The sequence below is a fragment of the Mycobacterium szulgai genome, assembly GCF_002116635.1.
GTDB lineage: Bacteria > Actinomycetota > Actinomycetes > Mycobacteriales > Mycobacteriaceae > Mycobacterium > Mycobacterium szulgai.
Window position 1 is genome coordinate 166,964 of record NZ_LQPW01000165.1, and the last position, 23,460, is coordinate 190,423.

Consider the following 23,460-nt stretch of genomic DNA (forward strand, 5'->3'; position numbering starts at 1 on the left):
GTCGAGGCTAGACGGTATGTCCGTCCAGGCCGTCGGCGCCGAGGTTTCCGGGGCCGCCGCCGACGCCGCCGGGTGCGGTGCCCTGGCCGCCGCCGCCTGGCTGGCCGCCGGTGCCGCCCTTGCCGCCGGACGCGCCGACGCCGTTGCCGCCGACGCCGCCCGCGCCGCCGTCGCCACCGGTGCCGCCGTTGCCGCCGTTGCCGGAGCCTGACGCGCTGCCACCGGTGCCGCCGGTGCCGCCGTTGCCGGCCTTCCCGCCGGCCCCGCCGGCCTGGCCGTTGACGATGCCGGTGCCGCCGTTGCCGCCCGCGCCGCCGGTGCCACCCTGGCCGCCGGTGCCGCCGTTGCCGGCATCGTCACCGGTGCCGCCGACGCCGCCGGTGCCGCCCATGCCGCCGATGCCGCCGGCGCCGACGGCTCCCGCGGTGCCCGCGCCGGAGCCGGCTTGTCCGGCCGCGCCGCCGGCGCCGCCCGTGCCGCCCTGGCCGCCGGCCAAGCCGTCGTAGGTGGTGCCGTTGGTTCCGCCGTCACCGCCGCCGCCGCCCACGCCGCCTTGGCCGCCGGTGCCACCACCACCGTTGGCCGCGCCCGCGCCGGCCGCGCCGCCGGCGCCGCCGGCGCCGCCCGCCCCGCCGGTTCCGCCCTGGTAGCCGGTTTGGTCGGTGCCACCGGTACCGCCGTAGCCGCCGTTACCCCCCAGACCCCCGGGGCCACCGCCACCGGCGGCAGCGCCGCCGGGGCCGGCCACACCGCCGGTACCACCCACACCGCCGGCCCCGCCGGCGTAGCCGGCCGCGTTGTCGCCGTCATCGCCGACGCCGCCGGTGCCGCCGAAGCCGCCTCCGCCGCCGTTGCCGCCGATGCCGCCCGGTGCGGCGGTCCCGCCGGTGCCGCCGGCACCGCCCATTCCGCCCGCGTAGCCGGCCGAGTTGTTGCCGTCGTCGCCATAGCCGCCGGGCCCGCCGTAACCGCCGGTGCCGCCGTTGCCGCCGGTGCCGCCGGCACCAGGGGCGCCGCCGTTGCCGCCGGTGCCGCCGATTCCGCCGGCAAAACCCGCACCGCCGTCGCCCGTGTCGCCCTGGCCGCCACCGCCACCCTGGCCGCCGGTGCCGCCATTGCCGCCGACGCCCGGGGTCGCACCCGCGCCTGGGGCTCCGCCGGTGCCGCCGGTGCCGCCCATCCCGCCGGCGTAGCCGGCGGATGCGCTGCCCGGACCGCCATAACCGCCACCGCCGCCGGTGCCGCCGTTGCCGCCGTTGCCGGCGACACCACCGGCCGAATCACCGCCGGTGCCGCCGGTGCCGCCGACGCCGCCGATGTAGCCCGGCTGGGCGATGCCGCCGGCCCCGCCGTAGCCCCCGCCGCCGCCGTCGCCACCGGTGCCGCCGTAGCCGGAACTAACCCGGACGCCGGAACCGGACACGCCGCCCTGGCCTGCCACACCGCCCGCGCCGCCGGCACCGCCATTGCCGCCGATGCCGTTCCAGCCGTTGCCGCCGTACCCGCCATAGCCGCCATAGCCGCCGTCACCGCCGTAGCCGGCGGAATTGCCGGACCCGGAGATGGCGTCGGCGCCGGCCCCGCCGGCCCCGCCGGCCCCGCCCGCGCCGCCGATGCCCGCGATGCCACTGGCCGGTTCATCGCGTTGGCCCGGCCAGCCGCCGTTGCCGCCGCTGCCGCCGGTGCCGCCGAGGCCGCCACTACCACCACCGGAGCCGATGTCGGGCGTGCCGGAACCACCGGCGCCGCCGGCGCCGCCGGCGCCACCCGCCCCGCCATTGCCATTGGTGCCACCGGCGATGCCTGGGCCGCCGTTGCCGCCGTCGCCGCCCAGGCCGCCGGATCCGCCCGAGCGTCCGGTTTCGGCGGCGCCGACGGCTCCGGCACCGCCGGCCCCACCGGCGCCGCCCGTGCCGCCGGTGCCGTTGGTCCCGCCGCTACCGCCGGTTCCGGCGGCGCCGGTGAAGCCGCCGAGGCCGCCCTTCCCGCCGTCGCCGCCGTTACCGCCGCCGCTGCCGGTGTCCGCGGTGCCGGAGCCGCCGTCGCCACCCACGCCACCGGCGCCGCCGTCGCCGCCGTTGCCGTTGGTGCCACCGGCACCACTATTGCCGCCGTTTCCGCCCTGGCCCCCGGACCCGGCCACGGTCCCGTTGGCGCCGGTGCCGGCCCCGCCACTGAGCCCGGCCCCGCCGGTGCCGCCGGTGCCGCCGCGGCCGCCGTCGCCGTAGCCGCCGGCCGATCCGCCGAACCCGCCGGTGCCGGCGGCCGCGCCCGCGCCGGCGTTGCCGCCGTTGCCGCCGTGCCCACCCAGGCCGGCGCCCTTGCCAGGGCCGATTTCGAGCTGGGCGGCGCCGGTTCCACCGGTACCGCCGGCGCCGCCGTCGCCGCCGCTGCCACCGTTGCCGTTGAAGCCGAAGGCACCCCCGTTGCCACCTGCCCCGGCGGCGCCACCGGTGCCGCCGTCGCCGCCGCGGGGGGCCGGATTGTTGAAGCCGCCGGGCAAGCCGTCGCCGCCGTCGCCGCCGGCGCCGCCCGTGCCACCGTTACCGCCGATGCCGGCGTGGCCGAACGGCCCGGCGCTGCCGCCGACGCCGCCCTGGCCGCCGGCTCCACCGGTGCCGCCTGCCTGGCCGGCCAGGCCCTGTCCGCCGGCGCCCCCGGCGCCGCCGGCCCCGCCGGCTCCGGCGGCCCCACCCAACCAGCTGGCGGCCCCACCGGCGCCGCCAGCGCCGCCGGTGCCGCCGACGGTGCCCGCCGCGCCGGTGACACCGGTGCCGCCGACGCCACCGGCACCGCCGGTTCCCCACAAGAACCCGGCGTTGCCGCCGGCCCCGCCGGTCGCGCCGCCCCCGCCCTGCCCGCCGATGCCACCGTTACCGATCAGGCCGGCGGACCCGCCGGCGCCGCCGACGGCTCCGGTGTTGGTGCTGGCCCCGCCATTACCGCCGTTGCCGTACAAGATGCCGCCCGCGCCACCGGCCGTCCCGACACCGTTGACGGTGGTGCCGTTGGCACCGTTGCCGATCAGCGGGCGGCCCAGCAGAGCCTGGGTGGGTGCGTTGATCACCGCCAGCAATCCGTCCGCGGCGTTGGTGGCCTCTGCGGAAGCATACGAATTCGCTCCGGACAGTAGGGCATTCGTGAATTGGTCATGGAAGGCCGCGGCCTGGCCGGCCAGCGCCTGGTAGTTGGTCGCGTGCTGGGAGAACAGGGCCGCAACCGCGGTGGATATCTCGTCGGCCGCCGCGCTGGCGAGGTTCGTGGTGGTGCGGGCCGCCGCGGCGTTCCCGTTGGTCAGCAGCGCGCCGATGCCACGCACGTCGGCGGCCACCGCGGCCATACTCTCGGGTGAGACCAATACATGAGTCACCCGGGGATGGTATCGCCGGAAATTGACGGCGTGGTTGGAAATCAGCTAGCTAGCCGCAGACCGCCCCGATCGCGGCCGAGCCGACCAGCTTGACGTACTTGGCCAGCACGCCGGTCTTATAGCGCGGCGGTGGGGGAGTGAAATCCTTTTTCCGCGACTCGAATTCGGCCGGATCGGTGAGCACGTCGAGGGTGCGGGTGCTGACGTCGAGGCGGATCCGGTCGCCGTCGCGCAGGAACGCGATCGGGCCGGCATCGACGGCTTCGGGCGCGATGTGTCCCACGCACAAACCGGTCGTTCCACCGGAGAACCGGCCGTCGGTCAGCAGCAGCACATCCTTGCCCAGCCCGGCGCCTTTGATCGCGCCTGTGATGGCCAGCATCTCGCGCATCCCCGGGCCGCCCTTGGGGCCCTCATAGCGGATGACCACCGCGTCGCCGTTGGTGATCGTGCCGTCTTCGAGGGCGTCCAGCGCGGCGCGTTCGCCGTCGAAAACCCTTGCGGTTCCTTCGAACACCTCGGAATCGAAACCGGCCGTCTTGACCACCGCACCTTCGGGCGCCAGCGAGCCGCGCAGGATGGTGATCCCCCCGGTCGGATGAATGGGATTGTCCAGCGCTCGCAGCACCTTGCCGTCCGGGTCCGGCGGTGCGATTGACGCCAGGTTCTGCCCGACGGTCTGGCCGGTCACCGTCAGGCAGTCGCCGTGAAGCAGGCCCGCGTCCAGCAGCGCCTTCATTACCACCGGGACACCGCCGATGTGGTCGACGTGCGACATCACGTGGCGGCCGAACGGTTTGACATCGGCCAGGTGTGGGACCTTGGAGCCGATTCGGCTGAAGTCGTCGAGGGTCAGCGCGACGTCGGCCTCGTGGGCGATGGCCAGTAGGTGCAGCACCGCGTTGGTCGAGCCGCCGAATGCCATCACCACCGCGATCGCGTTCTCGAATGCCTCGCGGGTGAGGATGTCGCGGGCGGTGATGCCGCGGCGCAGCAACTCGACGACGGCCTGGCCGCTGCGGCGGGCGAAGCCGTCGCGGCGGCGGTCGGTGGCCGGGGGTGCGGCGCTGCCCGGCAGCGACATGCCGAGGGCTTCGGCGGCACTGGCCATGGTGTTGGCGGTGTACATGCCACCGCACGCGCCCTCGCCGGGGCAGATCGCCCGCTCGATGGCGTCGACGTCTTCGCGCGGCATCAGCCCGCGGGCGCAGGCACCCACCGCTTCGAAGGCATCGATGATGGTGACCTCGCGCTCGCTGCCGTCGGACAGCTTGGCGACCCCCGGCAGGATAGAGCCCGCGTAGAGGAACACCGCCGCCAGGTCCAGGCGGGCGGCGGCCATCAGCATGCCGGGCAGTGACTTGTCGCAGCCGGCCAGCAGCACCGAACCGTCCAGCCGCTCGGCCTGCATCACGGTTTCCACGCTGTCGGCGATCACCTCACGCGACACCAGCGAGAAGTGCATGCCCTCGTGGCCCATCGAGATGCCGTCGGACACCGAGATCGTGCCGAACTCCAGCGGATAGCCACCGGCCGCGAACACTCCCTCCTTGACCGCTTTGGCCAGCCGGTCCAGGGAGAGGTTGCACGGCGTGATCTCGTTCCATGACGACGCGACGCCGATCTGTGGTTTGGCGAAGTCCTCGTCGCCCATGCCTACCGCACGCAACATCCCACGGGCGGCGGCCTTCTCCAGGCCGTCGGTGACGTCGCGGCTGCGTGGTTTTATGTCGGCTTCGGGCATTGCACAAGTATGCGGTGCGCCGGCATCGCAAAAAAATCCGCCCAGAATCGGCCGCTGAGCGGGGCTAATACCCCGCTGGGGTATGGGGTAGGATGCGGGTATGACGGCGCCACACGGATACACGCAGGAGAAGGACAACTACGCCAAGCGGCTGCGTCGCATCGAGGGTCAGGTCCGCGGTATCGCGCGGATGATCGACGAGGACAAGTACTGCATTGACGTGCTGACCCAGATCAGCGCGGTCAACAGCGCCCTGCGGTCGGTGGCGTTGAATCTGCTCGATGAGCACTTGAGTCACTGCGTCACGCGTGCGGTCGCCGAGGGCGGCACCGAGGCCGACAGCAAGTTGGCCGAAGCGTCGGCGGCCATCGCGCGCCTGGTTCGTTCCTGATTGACTGGGGTACGCCCCTGGGCGTGTTGCGAAACCGCCGTTACCGCGATGCGTACGGTTGTGGGCACGCCACGCTATGACTACCGAAGCCGCAATACCCGCCACTGCCGCACGCCCATGGACGCCACGGATCGCTGCGCAGCTGGCTGTGCTGGCCGCGGCCGCCTTCATCTATGTCACCGCCGAGATCCTGCCGGTGGGCGCGCTTTCGGCGATGGCGCGCAACCTGCACGTCAGTGTGGTGCTGGTGGGGACGCTGTTGTCCTGGTATGCGCTGGTCGCGGCGTTGACAACGGTCCCGTTGGTGCGCTGGACGGCGCACTGGCCGCGCCGCCGGGCGCTGTTGGTCAGCCTGATCTGCCTGACCATTTCGCAGCTCATCTCGGCGCTGGCGCCTAACTTCGCGGTGCTGGCCGCCGGACGGGTGCTGTGCGCGGTGACGCACGGGTTGCTGTGGTCGGTGATCGCGCCGCTGGCCACCCGGTTGGTACCGCCCAGTCACGCCGGGCGTGCGATGACATCGACTTTCATCGGAACGAGCCTGGCGCTGGTGGTGGGCAGCCCGCTCACGGTCGCTTTGAGCCTGATGTGGGGCTGGCGGCTGGCGGCGGTGTGTGTCACGGTCGCGGCTGCCGCCATCACGCTGGCGGCGTGGCTGGTGCTACCGGAGATGGCGATCGACGCCAAGCGTTTGCAGCATGTGGGTCGTCGTGCCCGGCACCACCGAAATCGGCGACTGGTTCTGGTCAGCGTGATCACCATGGTCGGCGTAACCGGACATTTCGTCTCCTACACCTACATCGTGGTAATCCTGCGTCAAGTCGTCGGCGTGCATGGTCCCAGCCAAGCCTGGTTGCTGGCGGCTTACGGAGTCGCAGGTGTGATCGCGGTGGCCCTGGTGGCGCGGCAGCTCGACCGGCGGCCCAACGGCGCGGTCGTCTTCTGTATGGCCGGCCTGACGGCCGCGCTGGCGCTGCTGGCCGCGCTGGCTTTCGGCGCGTCCGGCACCGCAACAATGGCGCTGGTGCTGGGAACGGCCGGGATCGTGCTGTGGGGCGCCATGGCCAACGCCGTGTCGCCGATGCTGCAATCGGCGGCGATGCGCAGCGGGGCCGACGACCCCGACGGAGCCTCGGGCTTGTACGTGACGGCCTTTCAGGTCGGCATCATGGCCGGGTCGCTGGCCGGGGGGCTGTTGTATGAGCGCAGTGTGGCGATGATGCTGACCGCGTCGGCGGGCTTGATGGGTGTCGCGCTGTTGGGGATGGCGGCCGTCCAGCGGCTGATCGAGGTTCCGGGCAGGGCTGCCGCGACAATTTCACAGGACTGATGAAAGCTGCAGGTCAGCGACGCGTGATCGAGCGCTGGGCGGGTCCGCGCGGGCCGCTGCACGGGTAGCGGGGCGCCACACTATGCCAGACTGGTCAGCGAATGTGACTGGAGGGATGGCATATGTCGCGCTGGACAAAGGTCCGCACGAGGGGACGCCTCTTCGCCGCTCTGAACGCCGCCGGGGTGCTTGCGGTGCTGATGCTGGGCGCCGGTCCGGCCCTGGCCGACCCTGAGGACGCACCCGCCGACCCGGGCGTCGTTGCACCCGCGGATCCACCCGCACCGGACCCGTTGGCGCTGCCACCGCTGCCCGATCCGCTCGCCCCGCCGCCAGCCGACCCGCTGGCGGTGCCGGTGGGCCCGGTCGCCGGACAGGATCCGACGCCGTTCGTCGGCAACCCGCCGTTCCGTCCCCCGACGTTCAACCCGGTCAATGGCGCGATGGTGGGGGTGGCTAAGCCCATCATCATCAACTTTGCGGTACCGATCGCCGACCAGGGCATGGCCGAGCACGCCATCCACATCGCGTCGATTCCGCCGGTGCCGGGCAAGTTCTACTGGATGAGCCCGACCCAGGTGCGCTGGCGTCCGCTGCAATTCTGGCCGGCCAACACCCAGGTGACCATCGATGCGGCCGGTACCGTCTCGACTTTCCACACCGGTGATGCACTGGTGGCGACCGCCGACGACGCGACGCACCAGATGACGATCACGCGCAACGGCGCCGTGGTGCAGACCTTCCCGATGTCGATGGGTATGGCCTCGGGTGGCCACCAGACTCCGAACGGCACCTACTACGTGCTGGAGAAGATGCCGACGGTGGTGATGGATTCCTCGACGTACGGGGTTCCGGTCAACTCGCCGAACGGCTACAAGGTGACCGTCTCGGATGCGGTCCGGATCGACAACAGCGGCAACTTCGTGCACAGCGCGCCGTGGTCGGTGGGCGATCAGGGCAAGCGGGACGTAAGCCACGGCTGCATCAACCTGAGCCCGGCCAATGCGAAGTGGTTCTTCGACAACTTCGGCAGTGGCGATCCCATCGTGGTGAAGAACTCCGTCGGGACCTACACGAAGAACGACGGCGCCCAGGACTGGCAGATCTAGTTTCTCAGCTGCGGAATCGCCCCTTTCTGAATTGAAAGGGGCGATTTTGTGTCTAGTCTTGCGCGCCTGTTATGTATAGCATCATACATATGCCAACCCCCCGCGAACGAATGGTGATCTCGGCCGCGTTGCTGATCAGGGAGCGTGGGGCGCACGCGACTGCGATCTCGGACGTGCTGGAGCACAGTGGCGCCCCGCGCGGGTCGGCCTACCACTACTTCCCCGGCGGTCGGAGCCAGCTGCTGGCCGAGGCGGTCGACCTGGCCGGCGAACACGTCGCCGCCATCATCGAACAGGCCGCCGGAAGCCTTGAGCTGCTGGACATCCTGCACGAGAAGTACCGTAAGCAATTGCAGGACAGCGACTTTCGCGCCGGCTGCCCGATAGCGGCGGTCTCAGTTGAGGCGGGGGAACCGGCCGACCGGGAGCGAATGGCCCCAGTGGTCGAGCGCGCGGCCGCCGTATTCGACCGCTGGTGCGAGCTGCTTGCCCAGCGTTTCGTCGCCGACGGGATCGCGCCCGACCAGGCCGGCGAATTGGCGGTCCTGGCCACCTCGACGCTGGAAGGCGCCCTAATACTGGCCCGGGTCAGGCGCGACCTGAGCCCTCTTGATGCCATGCACAACCAGCTGCGCAACTTGCTGCTGGCTCAACTGCCCGAAGGGAACCGCGATGACCACCACTGAATGGCAGCACACGGCCTGCATCCTGTGCGAATGCAACTGCGGCATCGTGGTTCAGGTCGAGGATCGCCGGCTGGCCCGCATCCGCGGCGACAAGGAACATCCCGGATCGCAGGGCTACACCTGCAATAAGGCGTTGCGGCTGGACCACTATCAGAACAACCGCGCGCGGTTGACCTCGCCGATGCGCCGCCGCCCGGACGGGACTTACGAGGAGATCGACTGGGACACCGCGATTGTCGAGATCGCCGAAGGGTTCAAGCGCATCCGCGACGTCTACGGCGGCGACAAGATCTTCTACTACGGCGGCGGGGGACAGGGTAACCATCTGGGCGGCGCTTACAGCGGAGCATTCCTGAAGGCTTTGGGTGCCCGATACCGGTCGAATGCGTTGGCGCAGGAGAAAACCGGCGAGGCATGGGTGGACGCGCAGCTCTACGGCGGACACACTCGCGGCGAGTTCGAGCACGCCGAAGTGTCGGTGTTCGTCGGCAAGAACCCGTGGATGTCGCAGAGCTTCCCGCGGGCCAGGGTGGTACTCAACGAGATAGCCAAGGATCCGGCGCGGTCGATGATCGTGATCGATCCGGTGGTCACCGACACCGCGAAGATGGCCGACTTCCACCTGCGCGTGCGCCCTGGCACCGACGCCTGGTGCCTGGCGGCCCTGGCCGCGGTACTGGTACAGGAAAACCTTTGCGACGAAGCATTTCTCGCCGAAAGCGTGCATGGCGCCGAGGCCGTGCGTGAGGTGCTGCGCGACGTCCCGATCGCCGACTACGCGCAGCGGTGCGGGGTGGACGAGGAGCTGTTGCGTGCCGCGGCGCGGCGCATCGGTACGGCTGACAGCGTCTCGGTATTCGAAGACCTCGGCGTTCAGCAGGGACCCAACAGCACGCTGTGCTCCTATCTCAACAAGATGCTGTGGATCCTCACCGGCAACTTCGCGAAAAAGGGTGGCCAGCATCTGCATTCGTCACTAGCGCCGCTGTTTAGTACGGTCTCGGGCCGCACCCCGGTCACCGGGGCGCCTATCATTGCCGGGCTGATCCCGGCCAATGCCGTCCCCGAAGAGATCCTGACCGACCATCCCGACCGATTCCGGGCGATGATCGTCGAAAGTGGCAACCCCGCTCACTCGCTGGCCGATTCAACCGCGTGTCGCAAGGCTTTCCAGGCGCTGGAGTTGATGGTGGTCGTGGATGTCGCGATGACCGAGACGGCCAGGCTGGCCCACTACGTACTGCCGGCCGCCTCGCAGTTCGAGAAGCCGGAAGCCACCTTCTTCAATTTCGAGTTCCCGCACAACGGTTTTCAGTTGCGCCGGCCATTGCTCGAACCGCTGCCGGGCACCTTGCCCGAACCGGAGATCTGGGCGCGACTGGTACGGGCGCTGGACGTCGTCACCGATGAGGATCTGCGACCGCTGCGCGAAGCCGCCAAGCAAGGCCGCGAGGCGTACACCGCGGCTTTCCTCGGCGCAATGGGGTCAAACCCTACGGTGGCGAAGCTGCTGCCCTACGTGCTTTACGAAACGCTGGGTCCGACGCTGCCGGACGGACTGGCCGGTGCGGCCGCGCTGTGGGGGCTGGCCCAGAAGACGGCGATGACCTACCCGGACGCCGTCCGGCGGGCCGGCCACGCCGATGGCAACGCACTGTTCGACGCGATCCTCAACAGCCCGTCGGGGGTGACGTTCACCGCCCACAACTACGCGGACGACTTCGCGCTCATCAGCCACTCCGATCGCAAGATCGCGCTGGAAATCCCCGAAATGCTGGACGACATCCGCGCACTGAGCTCCGAGCCGCAGCAGTTGACCACTGCCGAGATGCCGATCGTGTTGTCAGTCGGCGAACGCCGCGCCTACACCGCCAACGACATCTTCCGGGACCCGTCCTGGCGCAAGCGCGACGCCGACGGGGCCCTGCGCGTCAGCGTGGAAGACGCCCAGACCCTCGGACTTGTCGACGGCGGCCGGGCGCGGATCACCACCGCCGCCGGCAGCGCGGAGGCGACCGTCGAGATAAACGAGACTATGCTGGCCGGACATGCCGCCCTGCCCAACGGTTTTGGGCTCGACTACGTCGCCGAGGATGGTCGCACCGTGATTCCGGGCGTGGCGCCCAACGCGCTGACCTCTACCGATTGGCGCGACCCCTACGCCGGCACGCCGTGGCACAAGCACGTGCCCGCCCGAATCGAGGCTTGCGCCTAGCACAAGCGTTTATTCGGAAACTTCTGATAGACACCGGCTTGCGAATTCCTTAGCGTCGTCAAGTGACTCGTTTGGTCACGCATTGCTGGTTGGAGAGGCGTCGGTGCAGAAGAATTCGCTAAAGGGCGCGCCCGTCAGCGACCACGTGATGTGCACGTTGGCCGTTTCCACAACCGCGAATTGCTGATTTTCCCATGCCGTTCACCTGCCAGCCGCTGATAAATTCCTCCACCATGGCGGCGCCGAAGCCGGTTACAGCTGGCTTGTGGCCTCAAATACGAGCATGGCAGGAAGCCTCATCGATGAGCGCGAAGACCAGGGACGAAGCGGCCGAGGTATTGGCGGACCCGCTCGCATACACCGACCGCCCGCGGCTACACGCTGCACTATCTCACCTGCGCCGCAGGGCCCCCGTGTCCTGGGTTGATGTGCCAGACTATCGGCCGTTTTGGGCGATCACGAAGTACGCCGACATTGCGGCCATCGAACGCAACCATGAGCTGTTCACCAACGCACGCCGTCCATTTCTGGCGGCGCGTGGTATCGAGCCGTTCGTGACCAGCGGGCGCTCGCTGGTACACGTGGACGACCCGGACCACCGCAGGCTGCGCGCGATCACCGCGGACTGGTTCAGTCCCCGGTCGTTGCGGCACATACAGGCCAGCGTCGACGAGCTGGCCAAGACATATGTGGACAAGATGCTGGCAGCCGGCGGTGAGTGCGACTTCGTCAAGGAGATCGCGGTCGACTACCCGCTGGCGGTCATGATGGCGCTCTTGGGTCTGCCGGAGTCGGCCATTCCCCACGTGCGCGGGCTGACCAGAGAGATGTTCGGCCGCGATGACGGGGAGGCCGGCGCAGCCACTGGCAGCGCTGTTCATCTGCCCGCCACCATGAAGGCATACCAATACTTCGCCGGTGTCACCGCATCGAGGCGCCGGCATCCGACCGGGGATCTCGCATCGACAATCGCCAATGCTCAAATCAACGGCAAGCCACTGGATCTCGTCGATGTGTTGTCCTACTTCACGATCTTTGCGACCGCAGGCCACGACACCGTCGGTTCGGCCATGTCCGGCGGGCTGCTCGCACTGATGGAAAACGCCGACCAGTTCGAGCGGCTGCGCAATGAGCCCCGCCTGACGGGGACGGCGTGCGAAGAGATGATCCGCTGGGTCACCCCGACCAAGCAGTTCATGCGGACGGCCGTCAGGGACACGGTCGTGCGTGGAACACCGATCGCCGCAGGCGAATCCGTGCTGCTGTCCTATGTCTCGGCGAACTACGACGAGGATGTCTTCGACGCCCCGTTCAAATTCGACATCGGACGTAAACTCAACAAACACTTGGGCTTCGGTCACGGTGTGCACTACTGCCTGGGGGCGGCGCTGGCCCGTATGCAAATGTACAGCCTCTTCGGCCAGCTGTTGCCGAGGCTGAAAAGCATTGAACTGGACGGCGATCCGACCTACTACCCCGCGGTATGGGTGGGCGGCCTCAAGCAACTACCGATTCGATTTTCGCTCAGATGACCGCAAACGATCGCTCTTCCTGGTCGCTGTTGATGGAACTGCGCAATATCCCGGCGACCGGCCAGATCGGCGACGGGCGCGAAGCGGCGGCCGTCGACTACGTACTGGAGCAAGCTCGCGCCGGTGACGTCGACGGTGCACTGGCGGCACTCGACAGGTTCGCTTACGAGAAAGCGCTTTTGATCAACGTCGGCGATCAGAAGGGGCCGCTGCTCGATGCCGCGGTACGGCGCGCCGACCCGGCAGTGGCGCTCGAATTGGGAACCTATTGTGGGTATAGCGCGCTGCGAATCGCCCGAACCGCTCCGAAGGCCAAGGTGTATTCGATCGAGTTCGCCGAAGCAAACGCTGCCAACGCCCGACGGATCTGGGCACACGCCGGCGTCGCCGACCGGGTGACGTGTGTGGTGGGCACTATCGGTGACGGCGGCCGTACCCTCGACACGCTGGCCAATGAACACGGATTCTGTTGCGGAAAGCTGGATTTCGTGTTCATAGACCACGATAAAGAAGCTTATTTGGCCGACCTGCAGCACATTTTGAACCGCGGCTGGCTGCACCAGGGCTCGATCGTGGTCGCAGATAACGTCATGTGGCCGGGCTCGCCCGCTTACCGCGCATACATGAGCGGCCAACAAGGCATCCTATGGAACACCATCGAGCATGAGGCGCGGGTCGAATACCAAGCATTACCCGACCTGGTGCTGGAGTCGGAGTACTTGGGCAGCTGACTAATTCCAGATGCGAACCCGGCGGTGCGGCTCCAGGAACAACGCGTCATCCTCGGCGACATCGAACGCCTCATAAAAGGCGTCAACGTTGCGGATGACGCCGTTGCACCGGAATTCCGGTGGTGAGTGCGGGTCCACTGCCAGTCGCCGGATCGCCTCAGCGTCACGCGATTTCGTCCGCCACACTTGCGCCCAGCCGAAGAACACGCGCTGCACCCCGGTCAGGCCGTCGATGACCGGAGCGGGCTCGCCGTTTCGCGACAGCTGGTAGGCCAGCAACGCGATGGACAGCCCACCCAGGTCGCCGATGTTCTCGCCGACGGTGAACGCGCCGTTGACATGGTGGCTGCTGTCGAGGGCTCGCGGCGTGTACGTCTCGTACTGCTCGATCAGCGCTTTGGTGCGGGCGCCGAATTCGGTACGGTCGTCATCGGTCCACCAGTCGACCAGGTTGCCGTCGCCGTCGTACTTGGCGCCCTGGTCATCGAACCCGTGCCCGATCTCGTGTCCGATCACCGCGCCGATCCCGCCGTAGTTGGCGGCGTCGTCGGCCTCGGCGTCGAAGAACGGTGGCTGCAGAATCGCTGCGGGAAAGACGATTTCGTTCATGCCGGGGTTGTAGTAGGCGTTGACGGTCTGCGGGGTCATGAACCATTCGTCGCGGTCGACCGGGCCACCCAGCTTGGCCAGCTCACGGTCGTGATTGACCGCATAGCCGCGCTGGAAGTTGCCGTAGAGGTCGTCGCGGTCGATCACCAGCTTCGAGTAGTCCCGCCAGCTGACCGGGTAGCCCACCTTGGCGGTGAACTTCTCCAGCTTGGTCAGCGCGCGTTGCCGGGTCTGCGGGGTCATCCAGTCCAGCTCGTTGATGCTGATCCGGTAGGCTTCCTGCAGGTTTTCCACCAGGGCGTCGATCCGCGCTTTGGCGTCCGGCGGGAAATGCCTTTGCACATAAAGCTTTCCGACCGCGTCGCCCATGAGGCTTTCGACCAGCGCCACCGCCCGCTTCCAGCGGTCGCGGATCTGTTCGGCGCCGGTCAACTGCCGGCCGTAGAAGTCGAAGTCGGCGGCGACGAGTTCGTCGGTCAGCCAGGGTGCACGGGCCCGGATCAACCGCCAGCGCGCCCAGCGCCTCCAGTCTTCAAGATCTTCGCCGGCCCACAACTCGGCGAACGTGGTGAAGTAATCAGGTTGGCGCACAACCAATTCCGAGACCGCCTCGGGTGTGGTGCCCAGCGCGCTCACCCAGCCGGACCAGTCGAAGCCCGCCCCCTCGGTCTGCAGCTGCGCGAACGTGCGCAGGTTATAGGTGAGCTCGGCGTCGCGGCGCTTGACCACATCCCAGTGCGCCGCAGCCAGTTTGGTCTCCAGCGCCACAATGCGGGCGGCCGTGTCGGCGTGCTCGGCGGGATCGCCCCCCAGCACCAGGCCGAACATCCGGGCGATGTGTCGGGGGTAGGCGGCCAGCAACTCGGCGTGCTGGGCTTCGCGGTAGTAGGACTCGTCGGGCAATCCGATGCCCGATTGGGAGAAGTACACGAGGTACCGGGTCGAATCTTTGGAATCGGTATCGACGTAGAGTCCGACGCCACCGCCCACCCCGGTGCGTTGCAGGGCGCCGACGGTTGCGGCCAGCGCGGCCCGGTCGGCGGCGGCATCGATGGTGGCCAACTCATCGAGCAGCGGCTGCACGCCGCGACGCTCGACGGCTTCCTCGTCGAGGAAGCTGGCGTAGAGGTCGCCGATGCGCTGCTCGTCGGTGCCTTGCCGGGCGCCGGACTGGCTCGCTTCGGTGATGAGGTCGCGCACCTGCTCCTCGGCCCGGTCGAACAAGACCCGGAAGGCGCCGTCGGTGGCGCGGTCGGCGGGGATTTCGTATTCGGTCAGCCAGCGGCCGTTCACGTGGCCGAACAAGTCGTCTTGGGGACGGGCATCGGGGTCGACATAGGTCAGCTCGATGCCCGAGCGGATGGCCTCTACAGTCACCCCGCCATCCTTCCATCTCGTTTCGGGTGCAACGATCGGCCCATGCCTGACCTGGACGAAACCGAGCCGGACACCGACGCGGCCGACGACGAAGTGGACATAGACGAAGCCGAGAGCGCGGCGGGCGGCATGTTCTCCAGCTACGGCATCGCCTCGACCGTGCTGGGCCTGGTCTCGGTCGCCGCGATCGTGCTGGCGGTATTCATCTGGAACGCGCACCGCGACGCCACCGGCGAACGTGCCTACCTGACCCGCGTCATCGCGGCCGCAGCCGCCTGGACGGATGTGCTGATCAACATGAACGCAGGCAACGTCGACGCGAGTCTGCAGCGCCTGCACGACGGGACGGTCGGACAACTCAACACCGACTTCGACGCGGCCGTACAGCCTTACCGGCAGGTGGTGGAGAAGTTGCAGACGCACAGCACCGGCCGCATCGACGCAGTGGCCGTCGAAACCCTGCACCACGACCTGGACACCCAGCCCGGCGCGTCGCGGCCCGTGGTCACGACGAAACTGCCGGCGTTTGCGACCCGGACCGACTCGGTGATGGTGGTGGCCACATCGGTCGCCGAGAACGCCGGCGCCAAACCCCAGACCGTGCATTGGAGCCTGCGCCTCGATGTGTCCAACGTGGACGGCAAGCTGATGATCTCCCAGCTGGAGACCATCCGATGAGGAATGCGTGGCGGCTTGCGGCCTTCGATATCGCAGCTCCAGTGGCCGCGATCGGCGCGCTGGTGGCGATCGGCCTCGTCCTCGAGTGGCCGTGGTGGTGGGTGTCGGCGTGCTCGGTGCTGGTGCTGCTGATCGTCGAGGGCATGGCGATCAACTTCTGGCTGTTCCGCCGCGATGCGGTGACGATTGGCACCGACGACGACGCGCCGGGGCTGCGGCTGGCGGTTGCCTTCCTGTGCACCGCGGCCCTGTCGGCGGCGGTGCTCACCGGCTACAACCACTGGACGACGCCGGATGAGGACTTCAAGCGGGACTCCCGCACGGTGGTACAGGTCGCTTCGGGGATGGCCGAGGCGGTGGCGTCGTTCTCGCCGACCGCGCCCAACGCCTCCGTCGACAAGGCCGCGGCGATGATGGTGCCCGAACGTGCCGATGCGTTCAAGGAGCAATACACCAAATCCAGCGCCGACCTGGCGCAGCGCAAGGTCACCGCGCAGGCCGCGACGCTGTCGGCCGGGGCGGAGGCGCTGGGTCCCTCGGCGGCCAGTGTGGCGGTCATCCTGCGGGTCACCCAGAACGTGCCCGGCCAGCCGAGCAGTCAGGCGGCGCCGGCGGTTCGGGTGGCGCTGACCAAGCGCGGCAATGACTGGCTGGTGCTGGACGTGGCGCCGATCAGCGCGCGCTAGCGACGATGCGGGCCACCGGCCCGCTGAGGAGCGGCGCCATCGGGTCCAGCTAGCGACGATGCGGGCCACCGGCCCGCTGAGGAGCGGCGCCACCGGCCCGCTGAGGAGCGGCGCCATCGGGTCCAGCTAGCGACGATGCGGGCGTCTAATTTGCAGCGCGGGTGTTCTTCACTCGAACGAACCGGTCCGACAACCGACGCATCCGGATCATCAACGAGGCCGACGGGCTGACGCTGCCGTCTAGGTAGGCGGCCAGATCTTGGGCGGCGACCCCGATGCGGGACGCGAATTCCTGCTGCCCCAGCCCGGACCGATCCATCAGCAGCTTGACGTGGCGGGCCACCTCGGCACGTTCGTTGGCTTCCAGGTGCGTGCGCGCGCGGTCCAGCACTTCCCACAATGCCTTGGAGATGCCGTACCGCGCGCCATCGAGGACCTCTTCCACCTGGCGCGCGGTGCGCCCGTAGGGATCGCGTTTGAGCGCGGCCGCGATGCGCTTCCAGGTGGCGATGTCGCCGCCTTCCAGGGCCGAGCGGATGGCCGCGGTGGGCCAGAATTCCACCGGCTGGTCCAGGTCGGGCCCGCCCGGCGGGTCGGGGCGTTGCTGCCGCGGTGCGGCGCGTCGGTCTGCTGCCAACGTCACCTCGCCTCCTCCAGCATTGCCACGGCCACCGACAGGCAGCGTTGCCTGACGTCCTCCCAGTTTGCCTTGCCTTCCGCCTCGACCCCTTCCTCGTCGAGGTCAGCGGGGTTCGGATCGGCCAGCCGACGCACCAATTGGGTGGCCATCCATTGCCGTCTGGGCGGTTGACAACAGTAATACCTATCCATTCCGGCCAGCACCACCGCCGCGGTCTCGGGTTCCATCGCGTCGACCATGTCAGCAAATTCGGCAAAGTCGCGGCTACTGTTACGGCACATGATCAGGTAGCCCTTGAGCCGCAGTGTTTCGGCGCCGGTGGGGATTTGCAGCCGGTCGCCGGTGGGCAATTGGACATTGGTGGTCTCCACCGGACTGCGCCGCTTGTACGTGCCGCGGGCCGTCCCGTTGGTTTCCAGGGCATCGAGTGCCACCGAGAGCCGCCCGCGCCACACGGTGACCGGATGCACCGGGCGATCGGCCCACGACATCGCCCGGGCCAGGCCGTTGCGGTAGGCGAGACCGATCTTCGTGGCGGGCGCGGCGAGCGCCGCGGTTTCGTCGGCGACGGGTTCGGGCTCCTTGTCGGCGCGGCCGCAACCGGTGAAGGCAAGCGGGTCGGTCACGCAAATGGCATCGGGCGCAAGGTGTTTGAGCTTGGCCGCAGACTTGATCACCATGCGCAGGTCCGCGCTGGGCGCGATCGCGGCGGTGATGTCCTCGGGGATGACGACCACGCCGCCCAGGTCGACCTCGGGCAGCGGCCGGTCGAAGTCCACCGACGGCAACACGCGTCCCAACCAGCCCGGCAGCCACCAGTTCCACTTGGCGAACATCGCCATCAGCGCGGGCACCAGGACCAGCCGCACGATGGTGGCGTCGACGGCGATCGCCACCGCGCAGGCCACGCCGATCTCGGCGACCAGCGGCATTCCGGCGAACGCGAAGCCGCAGAACACTGCGATCATGATCAGTGCGGCGCTGGTGATGGTGCGCGCGCTGGTGCTTACGCCGTAGGCAACGGCGTCGCGGGTGTGGCCCGTCTGCAGGAAGCGTTCGCGGATTCGGGTGAGCAGGAAGATCTCGTAGTCCATCGATAACCCGAACGTCATCGCCAGCACCAGCGGGGGCACTGTGCTGTCGATCGAAGTCAGGTGCGGGAAGCCCAGCCGCTCGCCCCAGCCCCACTGGAAGATCATCACCAGACTGCCGTAGGCGGCGGCCACCGACAGCAGCGTCATCAGTACGCCCTTGAACGCCAGCAAGACCGAGTGCACCGAGATCAGCAGCATGAGAAACGCAATCGCGGCCACGAACACCAGCACTAGCGGCTCGGTCGCCGACACCCGGTCGTCGAAGTCCTTAATCAGCGCGGTCGAGCCGCCGACGTATACGTGCGCCGAACCGTGGAGATCGATGTCGGGGACTTTGGGTAGCTGGCTACGCATCCAATCCAACGTGTGGCGCGCACCCATATCCTCGGGATCGACGGTCAATACCGCGCTGAGCAGGGCGCTGCTGTTGTCGTCGGCGAATTCCGGTGGTGCCACCGAGGCGATGTCGGGCGCCTGTGTCATTTGCTGACGGATGGCGGCGATGGTCTGGGCGTGCTCGGAAGCGGTTCGGTCCGGGAACGTGACCAGCACCTGAACCGGACCCAGGGAGCCGGGCCCGAGCGCCTGGGATGCGGCCGCCACTCCGGCGCGGATCTCGTGCGACGAGTCAAACTGGCGCAGCAAGCTGTTGCCCAGCACCATCGACGTCGCCGGAGCCGCCATCAGGATCAAAACGGCCGATGCCGCCAGCGCCGACATCCATGGCCGTCGCATCACCCAGCCGACCCAGCGGGTCCAGAACCGCGACACGGTGCTTTCCGGGCGTCGCGACCAATGCAGCAGCGCCGACCGTTTGGCGGCCGCGCGGCCGAACGTCGCCAGCACCGCCGGCGTCAGCGTGGCCGACGTCAGCATCGCGACCGTGACCGCCAGGATCGCGCCGGTAGCCATTGACTTCAGCGCCGGGGTATTGATCAGGTAGATCCCGGTCAGCGACGCGATGACGGTCATGCCGGACAGCACTACCGCCAGCCCCGAGGTGGCCATCGCGGCGTCCACCGCCTCGGCGGGCTGGCGGCCGGAGCGCAGCTCCTCACGAAAGCGCATCAGGATGAACAGCGAGTAGTCCACCGCCAGCGCGATACCGAACATCGACACCGTCGATGTCACGAATACCGACATGGTGGTGTACGTGGACAGCAGGAAGACCAGGCCCATGGTCACCACGACGGTGCAGATGCCCAGCGTCAGCGGGATCGCCGCGGCGGCCAGTGAACCGAACACCGCGAGCAGCACGATCAGGATGATCGGCAGGTTCCAGCGTTCGGCGGCGGCGATGTCGTGTTTGGTGTTGGCCGCCGCGGCGGCGGTCAGCGCGCCCTGCCCGATGACGTAGAGCCGCACGTGGCCGTTGGCGGTCTGGCCGGACCGATCGCCCTTGACACCGACTTTTTCCCGCAGCTTTTTGGCGACGTCGCTGGTGCCTGTGTTGTGGGCGTCCAGCCGTAGCGACACGACATACGGCCGGTCCGGCTGCGGCGGCCGCTGGCTGGGGTTGGGGGACTCGCTGACACCGGGGAACTCGCCGGCGATCTGGCGCAACTGGGCGACCGCGTCGTTCATGTCCTGGTAGCTGGCATCGGCGCGCGGGGCGGCCACCAGCGCCAGCGAGGACGCGCCGAGCTCGGGGTATTGGGCGAGGAGTTCGTCGTGCACGAATATCGACTGGGAGCCGGCCACCTCGAAGCCGCCGCCGGTGAGATTCCCCGACTGCGTCATCGCCAGATAGATGGCCGGCACCAACGTGAGCAGCCAGCCGGCGAACACGAACCAGCGGAATCTGCGCAGGTTGCGGCTCAGGCGCATCATGAAAAGCTGGATGTCGAACTCCCCGTATTTCTCGCGATTTCTCGCGCACTGCGTGCTGCGAGCCTACCGCAGCGAGCTGTGGATGATGTCGGGTTCAAGGTTGCTGAGCTGCAACGATTCGGCGCCCGGCGGGCGCTATGGCAGGATCATCCTTGGCCTTAGGTGGCGCTGCGCCATCCGTTCCGGGGGGAATCAAATGGGTTCGAAGGGGATTAGTGCATGAAGCCGACCGTCACCACCGTGCATCGCGGACTGATTGCGGCACTGATCGCCGGGGCGCTGCCGGGAATCTGGCTGTCGCTGCCGTCGGGCACTCCGTCGGCCCAAAGTGCCACCGACCCTTGTGCGGCCAGTGAAGTCGCCAGGACCGCGGGGTCGGTAGCCAAGCAGACCGGCGACTACTTGGACGCCCATCCCGAGACCAATCAAGCGATGACCACTGTCCTGCAGCAGCCCGCGGGCCCGCAATCGCTCGGCTCACTGAAGAGCTACTTCGACACCCACCCCAAAGTTGCCAGCGATCTGCAAGGACTTTCGCAGCCGCTGACGACCCTGTCGGGCCGGTGCAAGCTGCCGATCACCCTTCCGCAGGCGCTCGGGCTGGCGCAGGCGGCCCAGGGTGCAGGGGGCCTGCCGGGCGTTACCGGCGGCGGCACCCAGCTGAGTCCGCCGGCCGCGACGGCGCCGATTCCGGGCCCGGCACCGGCAAAGCGCGCCGGCTGAGTTATCGGTGTTGCGGGTGGTCGTTGTACGGCCGGCGATCGGGCGGCGGTAACGGCCCTTGCAAGGCGGTTTCGGCCGGGTCGTCGGAAAGCCCGGTCTGCTGGATGGGTAGCCGCAGTTCCGGGTCGGTGGGCGGGTCATCGTCGCTGGCCGAGCCGACTTTCTCGGTGCGGAACATGAAGAAGAACACCACCCAGCCGATGGCGGCGATGAACAGCCAGCTGATCAGGCGGTAGATCAGCATCGCTGAGATGGCATTGGGCAACGCCATGCCGCTCGAGACCAGCCCGGGCACCAGCACCGCCTCGACGACCAGCAGCCCGCCCGGCATCAGCGGAATAGTGCCGACCGCGCGGGCGGCGGCGTAGGCCACCGTCAATCCGGCCAGCGAGGCGTGGTCGCCGGCGGCATAGGCCGCGCAGGCCAGGCATGCGACGTCGGCGACCCAGTTGAACAACGACCAACTGAACGCCACCCCCAGGTCGCGCCGGCTCAGGCTCACCGACTCGAGCTGCATGAGGATTTCGCGCCACTTGTCCAGCCCGGCGTCGGCCGGCCTGCCGCGGATCGAGTTGACCCAGGACAGCACCCTGGTGCCGATTCCCTCGATGAGCTCCGGCCGCGACGCCACCGCCTGGGCCAGCAGCAAAAGTGCGATGAACCCACCCAGGGTGAACAGTAACGAGAACGGGTTGTTCTTGGCGCCCAGTAGAAATGCGCCGCCCAGCCCAAGCACCGCCAGGCCCACCGCCTGCAGTAGCCCCGACATCACCAGCTGCCAAGACGCCACCACCGACGAGGCACCCCAGATGCGTTGCTGGCGCAACAGGAAGGTCGCCGAGAGCACCGGCCCGCCCGGCAACGTGGTGCTCAGTGAGTTCGCCGCATAGAAGGCGGCTTCCGAGCGCAGTTGTTTGACGTGCACCCCGGCCGACTTCAACAGCGTGCGCTGGATCTGCGCGAAGCTGTGCATCGACGCCGCCGCCGCGGCCATCGCGGCGACCAGCCACCACCAGTTGGCCTGATACACGCTCATCCAGGCCTTGGCCAGCTGGTCCCACACCAGCGCCACCTCGACGCCGAGAACGATCGCGACGATCGCCAGGACCGCCCAGCGCAGCCACCAGTACTTGCCGCGCGAAACCTCTTCGCGCTGGGCAAGCCCTTTGCGGGCGGAGGCGCCGTGCGACATCTGAATAGGGTAACGGTGCAGGTGACGCGGGTATCGCCGCACGTCGCGGACTGTGTCGGGCTCGGTCCGGGATCGTAACCGGATCGTGGCGGCATGCATCCAGCTACGCTTGCCGGATGTCGACAAGTCTCGACGATGCCTCGGTTACGCCACTTGTTCGCCGGACCGCGGCCTGGTCGTGGCGATTGCTGGTCATTCTCGGCGCCGTGGTTGCGCTGTTGTGGGTGATCAAGAAGCTGGAAGTCATTGTCGTGCCAGTGTTGCTGGCGATGATGATCAGTGCATTGCTGGTACCTGTGGTGGACTGGCTGGACCGCAAAGGGCTGCCCCGCGGGGCCGCGGTCACGCTGGTGATTTTGGGCGGGTTCTCGGTTCTGGGTGGCCTGCTGGCGTTCGTCATCATCCAATTCATCGCCGGCTTGCCGGATCTGGTGAAGCAGGTCGAGCACAGCATCGACTCCAGCCGCCGCTGGCTCATCCAAGGCCCGGCGCACCTGCGCAGCGAGCAGATCGAGAATGCGGGCAACGCGGCGATCGAGGCGCTGCGCAATAATCAGGCCAAGCTGACCAGCGGCGCGCTGTCTACCGCGGCCACCATCACCGAACTCGTCACAGCCGCGGTGTTGGTGCTGTTCACGCTGATTTTCTTCTTGTACGGCGGCCGCAATATCTGGCAGTACGTCGCCAAGCTCGTCCCCGTGCACGTACGCGACCGGGTGCTCGAGGCGGGGCGGGCCGGCTACGGGTCACTGATCGGCTACGTGCGGGCCACGTTCCTGGTGGCGCTCACGGACGCGATCGGCGTCGGCACCGGGCTGGCGATCATGGGGATACCGCTGGCGCTGCCGCTGGCCTCGATCGTGTTCCTCGGCGCATTCATCCCGCTGATCGGTGCGCTGGTGTCCGGGCTGCTGGCGGTGGTGGTTGCCCTGCTGGCCAAGGGGCTGGTCTATGCGCTGATTACCCTCGGTTTGCTGATCGCGGTCAATCAAATGGAAGCGCATTTGCTGCAGCCGTTGGTGATGGGCCGGGCCGTCTCGATCCACCCGCTGGCGGTGGTGTTGGCAATCTCCACCGGCGGTGTGCTCGCCGGCATCGTCGGCGCCTTGCTGGCCGTCCCGACCGTCGCGTTCCTCAACAATGCGATGCAGGTGTTGCTGGCCCGAGATCCCGAGGCCGAGTCCGAGGAGCAGACGGAGGAGGAGGGCGTCATCGTGGCGGCCGAACCCGACGATCCCGACGGCTGAGTCGCTTGTCCTGGTCCGGCTCGAGCATCGAGCGTGAACCGGGGGCTTCGAGTGGGAATCGTTGGCGGCGGAATCGCGGAATCGCGGAATCGCGACCCTGGACGCACACACGAAGCCGCTAGCGCACATTCGAAGCCGTCAGTGCTGGCGCGTCGAGCGTGAACCGGGGGCTTCGAGTGGGAATCGTTGGCGGTGGAATCGCGGAATCGCGACCCTGGAGCCACACACGAAGCCGTCAGAGCACACACGAAGCCGCTAGCGCACATTCGAAGCCGT

Annotated in this window: 17 protein-coding genes; 11 read left to right on the forward strand and 6 right to left on the reverse strand. The window is 68.4% G+C overall.

From position 1 onward, the window contains the following. Positions 1 to 7 precede the first annotated feature (7 nt). Together AWC27_RS25670 and ilvD are read right to left on the reverse strand one after the other, a co-directional pair. Positions 8 to 3,370, reverse strand: a complete 3,363-nt coding sequence (locus tag AWC27_RS25670) for a PE family protein (RefSeq protein WP_085673130.1) — start codon at positions 3,368 to 3,370, stop codon at positions 8 to 10. A 49-nt stretch (positions 3,371 to 3,419) separates the two neighbouring features. Continuing rightward, a complete protein-coding gene (gene ilvD, locus AWC27_RS25675) occupies positions 3,420 to 5,114 on the reverse strand; it encodes a dihydroxy-acid dehydratase (protein ID WP_085673131.1) in 1,695 nt (564 codons plus the stop codon). Between the two features lie 100 nt (positions 5,115 to 5,214). Here ilvD and ricR point away from each other — a divergent pair, with 100 nt between their 5' ends. The 7 genes from ricR (at position 5,215) to AWC27_RS25710 (ending at position 13,108) form a co-directional block, all read left to right on the forward strand. After that, positions 5,215 to 5,505, forward strand: coding sequence for a copper-sensing transcriptional repressor RicR (gene ricR, locus AWC27_RS25680; RefSeq protein ID WP_085673133.1), 291 nt, complete (start codon positions 5,215 to 5,217; stop codon positions 5,503 to 5,505). A gap of 76 nt (positions 5,506 to 5,581) precedes the next feature. Continuing rightward, complete coding sequence (locus AWC27_RS25685) at positions 5,582 to 6,835, forward strand: MFS transporter (RefSeq protein WP_085673135.1); 1,254 nt, start codon at positions 5,582 to 5,584, stop codon at positions 6,833 to 6,835. 122 nt (positions 6,836 to 6,957) lie between these two features. Continuing rightward, positions 6,958 to 7,944 carry a L,D-transpeptidase gene (locus AWC27_RS25690; protein ID WP_085673137.1) on the forward strand — a complete coding sequence of 329 codons (987 nt, stop codon included), beginning with the start codon at positions 6,958 to 6,960 and terminating at the stop codon, positions 7,942 to 7,944. An 89-nt stretch (positions 7,945 to 8,033) separates the two neighbouring features. Next, positions 8,034 to 8,630: a TetR/AcrR family transcriptional regulator gene (locus AWC27_RS25695; RefSeq protein ID WP_085673209.1), complete on the forward strand. Its 597-nt coding sequence runs from the start codon at positions 8,034 to 8,036 to the stop codon at positions 8,628 to 8,630. Beyond that, a complete protein-coding gene (locus AWC27_RS25700) occupies positions 8,617 to 10,845 on the forward strand; it encodes a molybdopterin-dependent oxidoreductase (protein ID WP_085673139.1) in 2,229 nt (742 codons plus the stop codon). The genes AWC27_RS25695 and AWC27_RS25700 overlap by 14 nt, the downstream gene beginning before the upstream one ends. 302 nt (positions 10,846 to 11,147) lie before the next feature. After that, positions 11,148 to 12,377 (forward strand): cytochrome P450, encoded by a 1,230-nt coding sequence (locus AWC27_RS25705; protein WP_085673141.1) that lies wholly within the window; start codon positions 11,148 to 11,150, stop codon positions 12,375 to 12,377. Then, the gene (locus AWC27_RS25710) at positions 12,374 to 13,108 is read left to right on the forward strand and encodes an O-methyltransferase (RefSeq protein WP_085673143.1); all 735 of its coding nucleotides are present in this window, start codon (positions 12,374 to 12,376) and stop codon (positions 13,106 to 13,108) included. The genes AWC27_RS25705 and AWC27_RS25710 overlap by 4 nt, the downstream gene beginning before the upstream one ends. On the opposite strand, the gene AWC27_RS25715 is transcribed toward AWC27_RS25710, so the two are convergent. Continuing rightward, complete coding sequence (locus tag AWC27_RS25715) at positions 13,109 to 15,094, reverse strand: M13 family metallopeptidase (protein ID WP_085673145.1); 1,986 nt, start codon at positions 15,092 to 15,094, stop codon at positions 13,109 to 13,111. A 42-nt stretch (positions 15,095 to 15,136) separates the two neighbouring features. Here AWC27_RS25715 and AWC27_RS25720 point away from each other — a divergent pair, with 42 nt between their 5' ends. After that, the gene (locus AWC27_RS25720) at positions 15,137 to 15,772 is read left to right on the forward strand and encodes a hypothetical protein (protein WP_085673147.1); all 636 of its coding nucleotides are present in this window, start codon (positions 15,137 to 15,139) and stop codon (positions 15,770 to 15,772) included. Further along, on the forward strand, positions 15,769 to 16,458 hold the full coding sequence (locus AWC27_RS25725; RefSeq protein WP_085673148.1) for a hypothetical protein: 690 nt from the start codon (positions 15,769 to 15,771) through the stop codon (positions 16,456 to 16,458). The genes AWC27_RS25720 and AWC27_RS25725 overlap by 4 nt, the downstream gene beginning before the upstream one ends. Positions 16,459 to 16,603: 145 nt before the next feature. On the opposite strand, the gene AWC27_RS25730 is transcribed toward AWC27_RS25725, so the two are convergent. Both AWC27_RS25730 and AWC27_RS25735 read right to left on the reverse strand, forming a co-directional pair. Beyond that, entirely contained in the window at positions 16,604 to 17,101 is a 498-nt protein-coding gene (locus AWC27_RS25730; protein WP_085673150.1) for a helix-turn-helix domain-containing protein, read from the reverse strand. Next, positions 17,098 to 20,022 (reverse strand): MMPL family transporter, encoded by a 2,925-nt coding sequence (locus AWC27_RS25735; protein WP_085673152.1) that lies wholly within the window; start codon positions 20,020 to 20,022, stop codon positions 17,098 to 17,100. The genes AWC27_RS25730 and AWC27_RS25735 overlap by 4 nt, the downstream gene beginning before the upstream one ends. 219 nt (positions 20,023 to 20,241) lie before the next feature. On the opposite strand from AWC27_RS25735, the gene AWC27_RS25740 reads away from it, so the two are divergent. Continuing rightward, a complete protein-coding gene (locus AWC27_RS25740) occupies positions 20,242 to 20,745 on the forward strand; it encodes a hemophore (protein WP_085673154.1) in 504 nt (167 codons plus the stop codon). Position 20,746: 1 nt separating this feature from the next. Here AWC27_RS25740 and AWC27_RS25745 read toward each other — a convergent pair whose 3' ends face one another. Further along, on the reverse strand, positions 20,747 to 21,937 hold the full coding sequence (locus AWC27_RS25745) for a lysylphosphatidylglycerol synthase transmembrane domain-containing protein (RefSeq protein ID WP_085673211.1): 1,191 nt from the start codon (positions 21,935 to 21,937) through the stop codon (positions 20,747 to 20,749). 116 nt (positions 21,938 to 22,053) lie between these two features. Between AWC27_RS25745 and AWC27_RS25750 the strand changes: the two genes are divergently transcribed. Next, positions 22,054 to 23,184, forward strand: coding sequence for an AI-2E family transporter (locus AWC27_RS25750; RefSeq protein WP_085673156.1), 1,131 nt, complete (start codon positions 22,054 to 22,056; stop codon positions 23,182 to 23,184). Positions 23,185 to 23,460: the final 276 nt, after the last annotated feature.

Bases quoted from the DNA above. Each gene is read 5' to 3' on its own strand.
- ilvD (WP_085673131.1), bottom strand. From the start codon at position 5,114: ATGCCCGAAGCCGACATAAAACCACGCAGCCGCGACGTCACCGACGGC.
- ricR (WP_085673133.1), top strand. From the start codon at position 5,215: ATGACGGCGCCACACGGATACACGCAGGAGAAGGACAACTACGCCAAG.
- AWC27_RS25685 (WP_085673135.1), top strand. From the start codon at position 5,582: ATGACTACCGAAGCCGCAATACCCGCCACTGCCGCACGCCCATGGACG.
- AWC27_RS25690 (WP_085673137.1), top strand. From the start codon at position 6,958: ATGTCGCGCTGGACAAAGGTCCGCACGAGGGGACGCCTCTTCGCCGCT.
- AWC27_RS25695 (WP_085673209.1), top strand. From the start codon at position 8,034: ATGCCAACCCCCCGCGAACGAATGGTGATCTCGGCCGCGTTGCTGATC.
- AWC27_RS25700 (WP_085673139.1), top strand. From the start codon at position 8,617: ATGACCACCACTGAATGGCAGCACACGGCCTGCATCCTGTGCGAATGC.
- AWC27_RS25705 (WP_085673141.1), top strand. From the start codon at position 11,148: ATGAGCGCGAAGACCAGGGACGAAGCGGCCGAGGTATTGGCGGACCCG.
- AWC27_RS25710 (WP_085673143.1), top strand. From the start codon at position 12,374: ATGACCGCAAACGATCGCTCTTCCTGGTCGCTGTTGATGGAACTGCGC.
- AWC27_RS25720 (WP_085673147.1), top strand. From the start codon at position 15,137: ATGCCTGACCTGGACGAAACCGAGCCGGACACCGACGCGGCCGACGAC.
- AWC27_RS25725 (WP_085673148.1), top strand. From the start codon at position 15,769: ATGAGGAATGCGTGGCGGCTTGCGGCCTTCGATATCGCAGCTCCAGTG.
- AWC27_RS25735 (WP_085673152.1), bottom strand. From the start codon at position 20,022: ATGATGCGCCTGAGCCGCAACCTGCGCAGATTCCGCTGGTTCGTGTTC.
- AWC27_RS25740 (WP_085673154.1), top strand. From the start codon at position 20,242: ATGAAGCCGACCGTCACCACCGTGCATCGCGGACTGATTGCGGCACTG.
- AWC27_RS25745 (WP_085673211.1), bottom strand. From the start codon at position 21,937: ATGTCGCACGGCGCCTCCGCCCGCAAAGGGCTTGCCCAGCGCGAAGAG.
- AWC27_RS25750 (WP_085673156.1), top strand. From the start codon at position 22,054: ATGTCGACAAGTCTCGACGATGCCTCGGTTACGCCACTTGTTCGCCGG.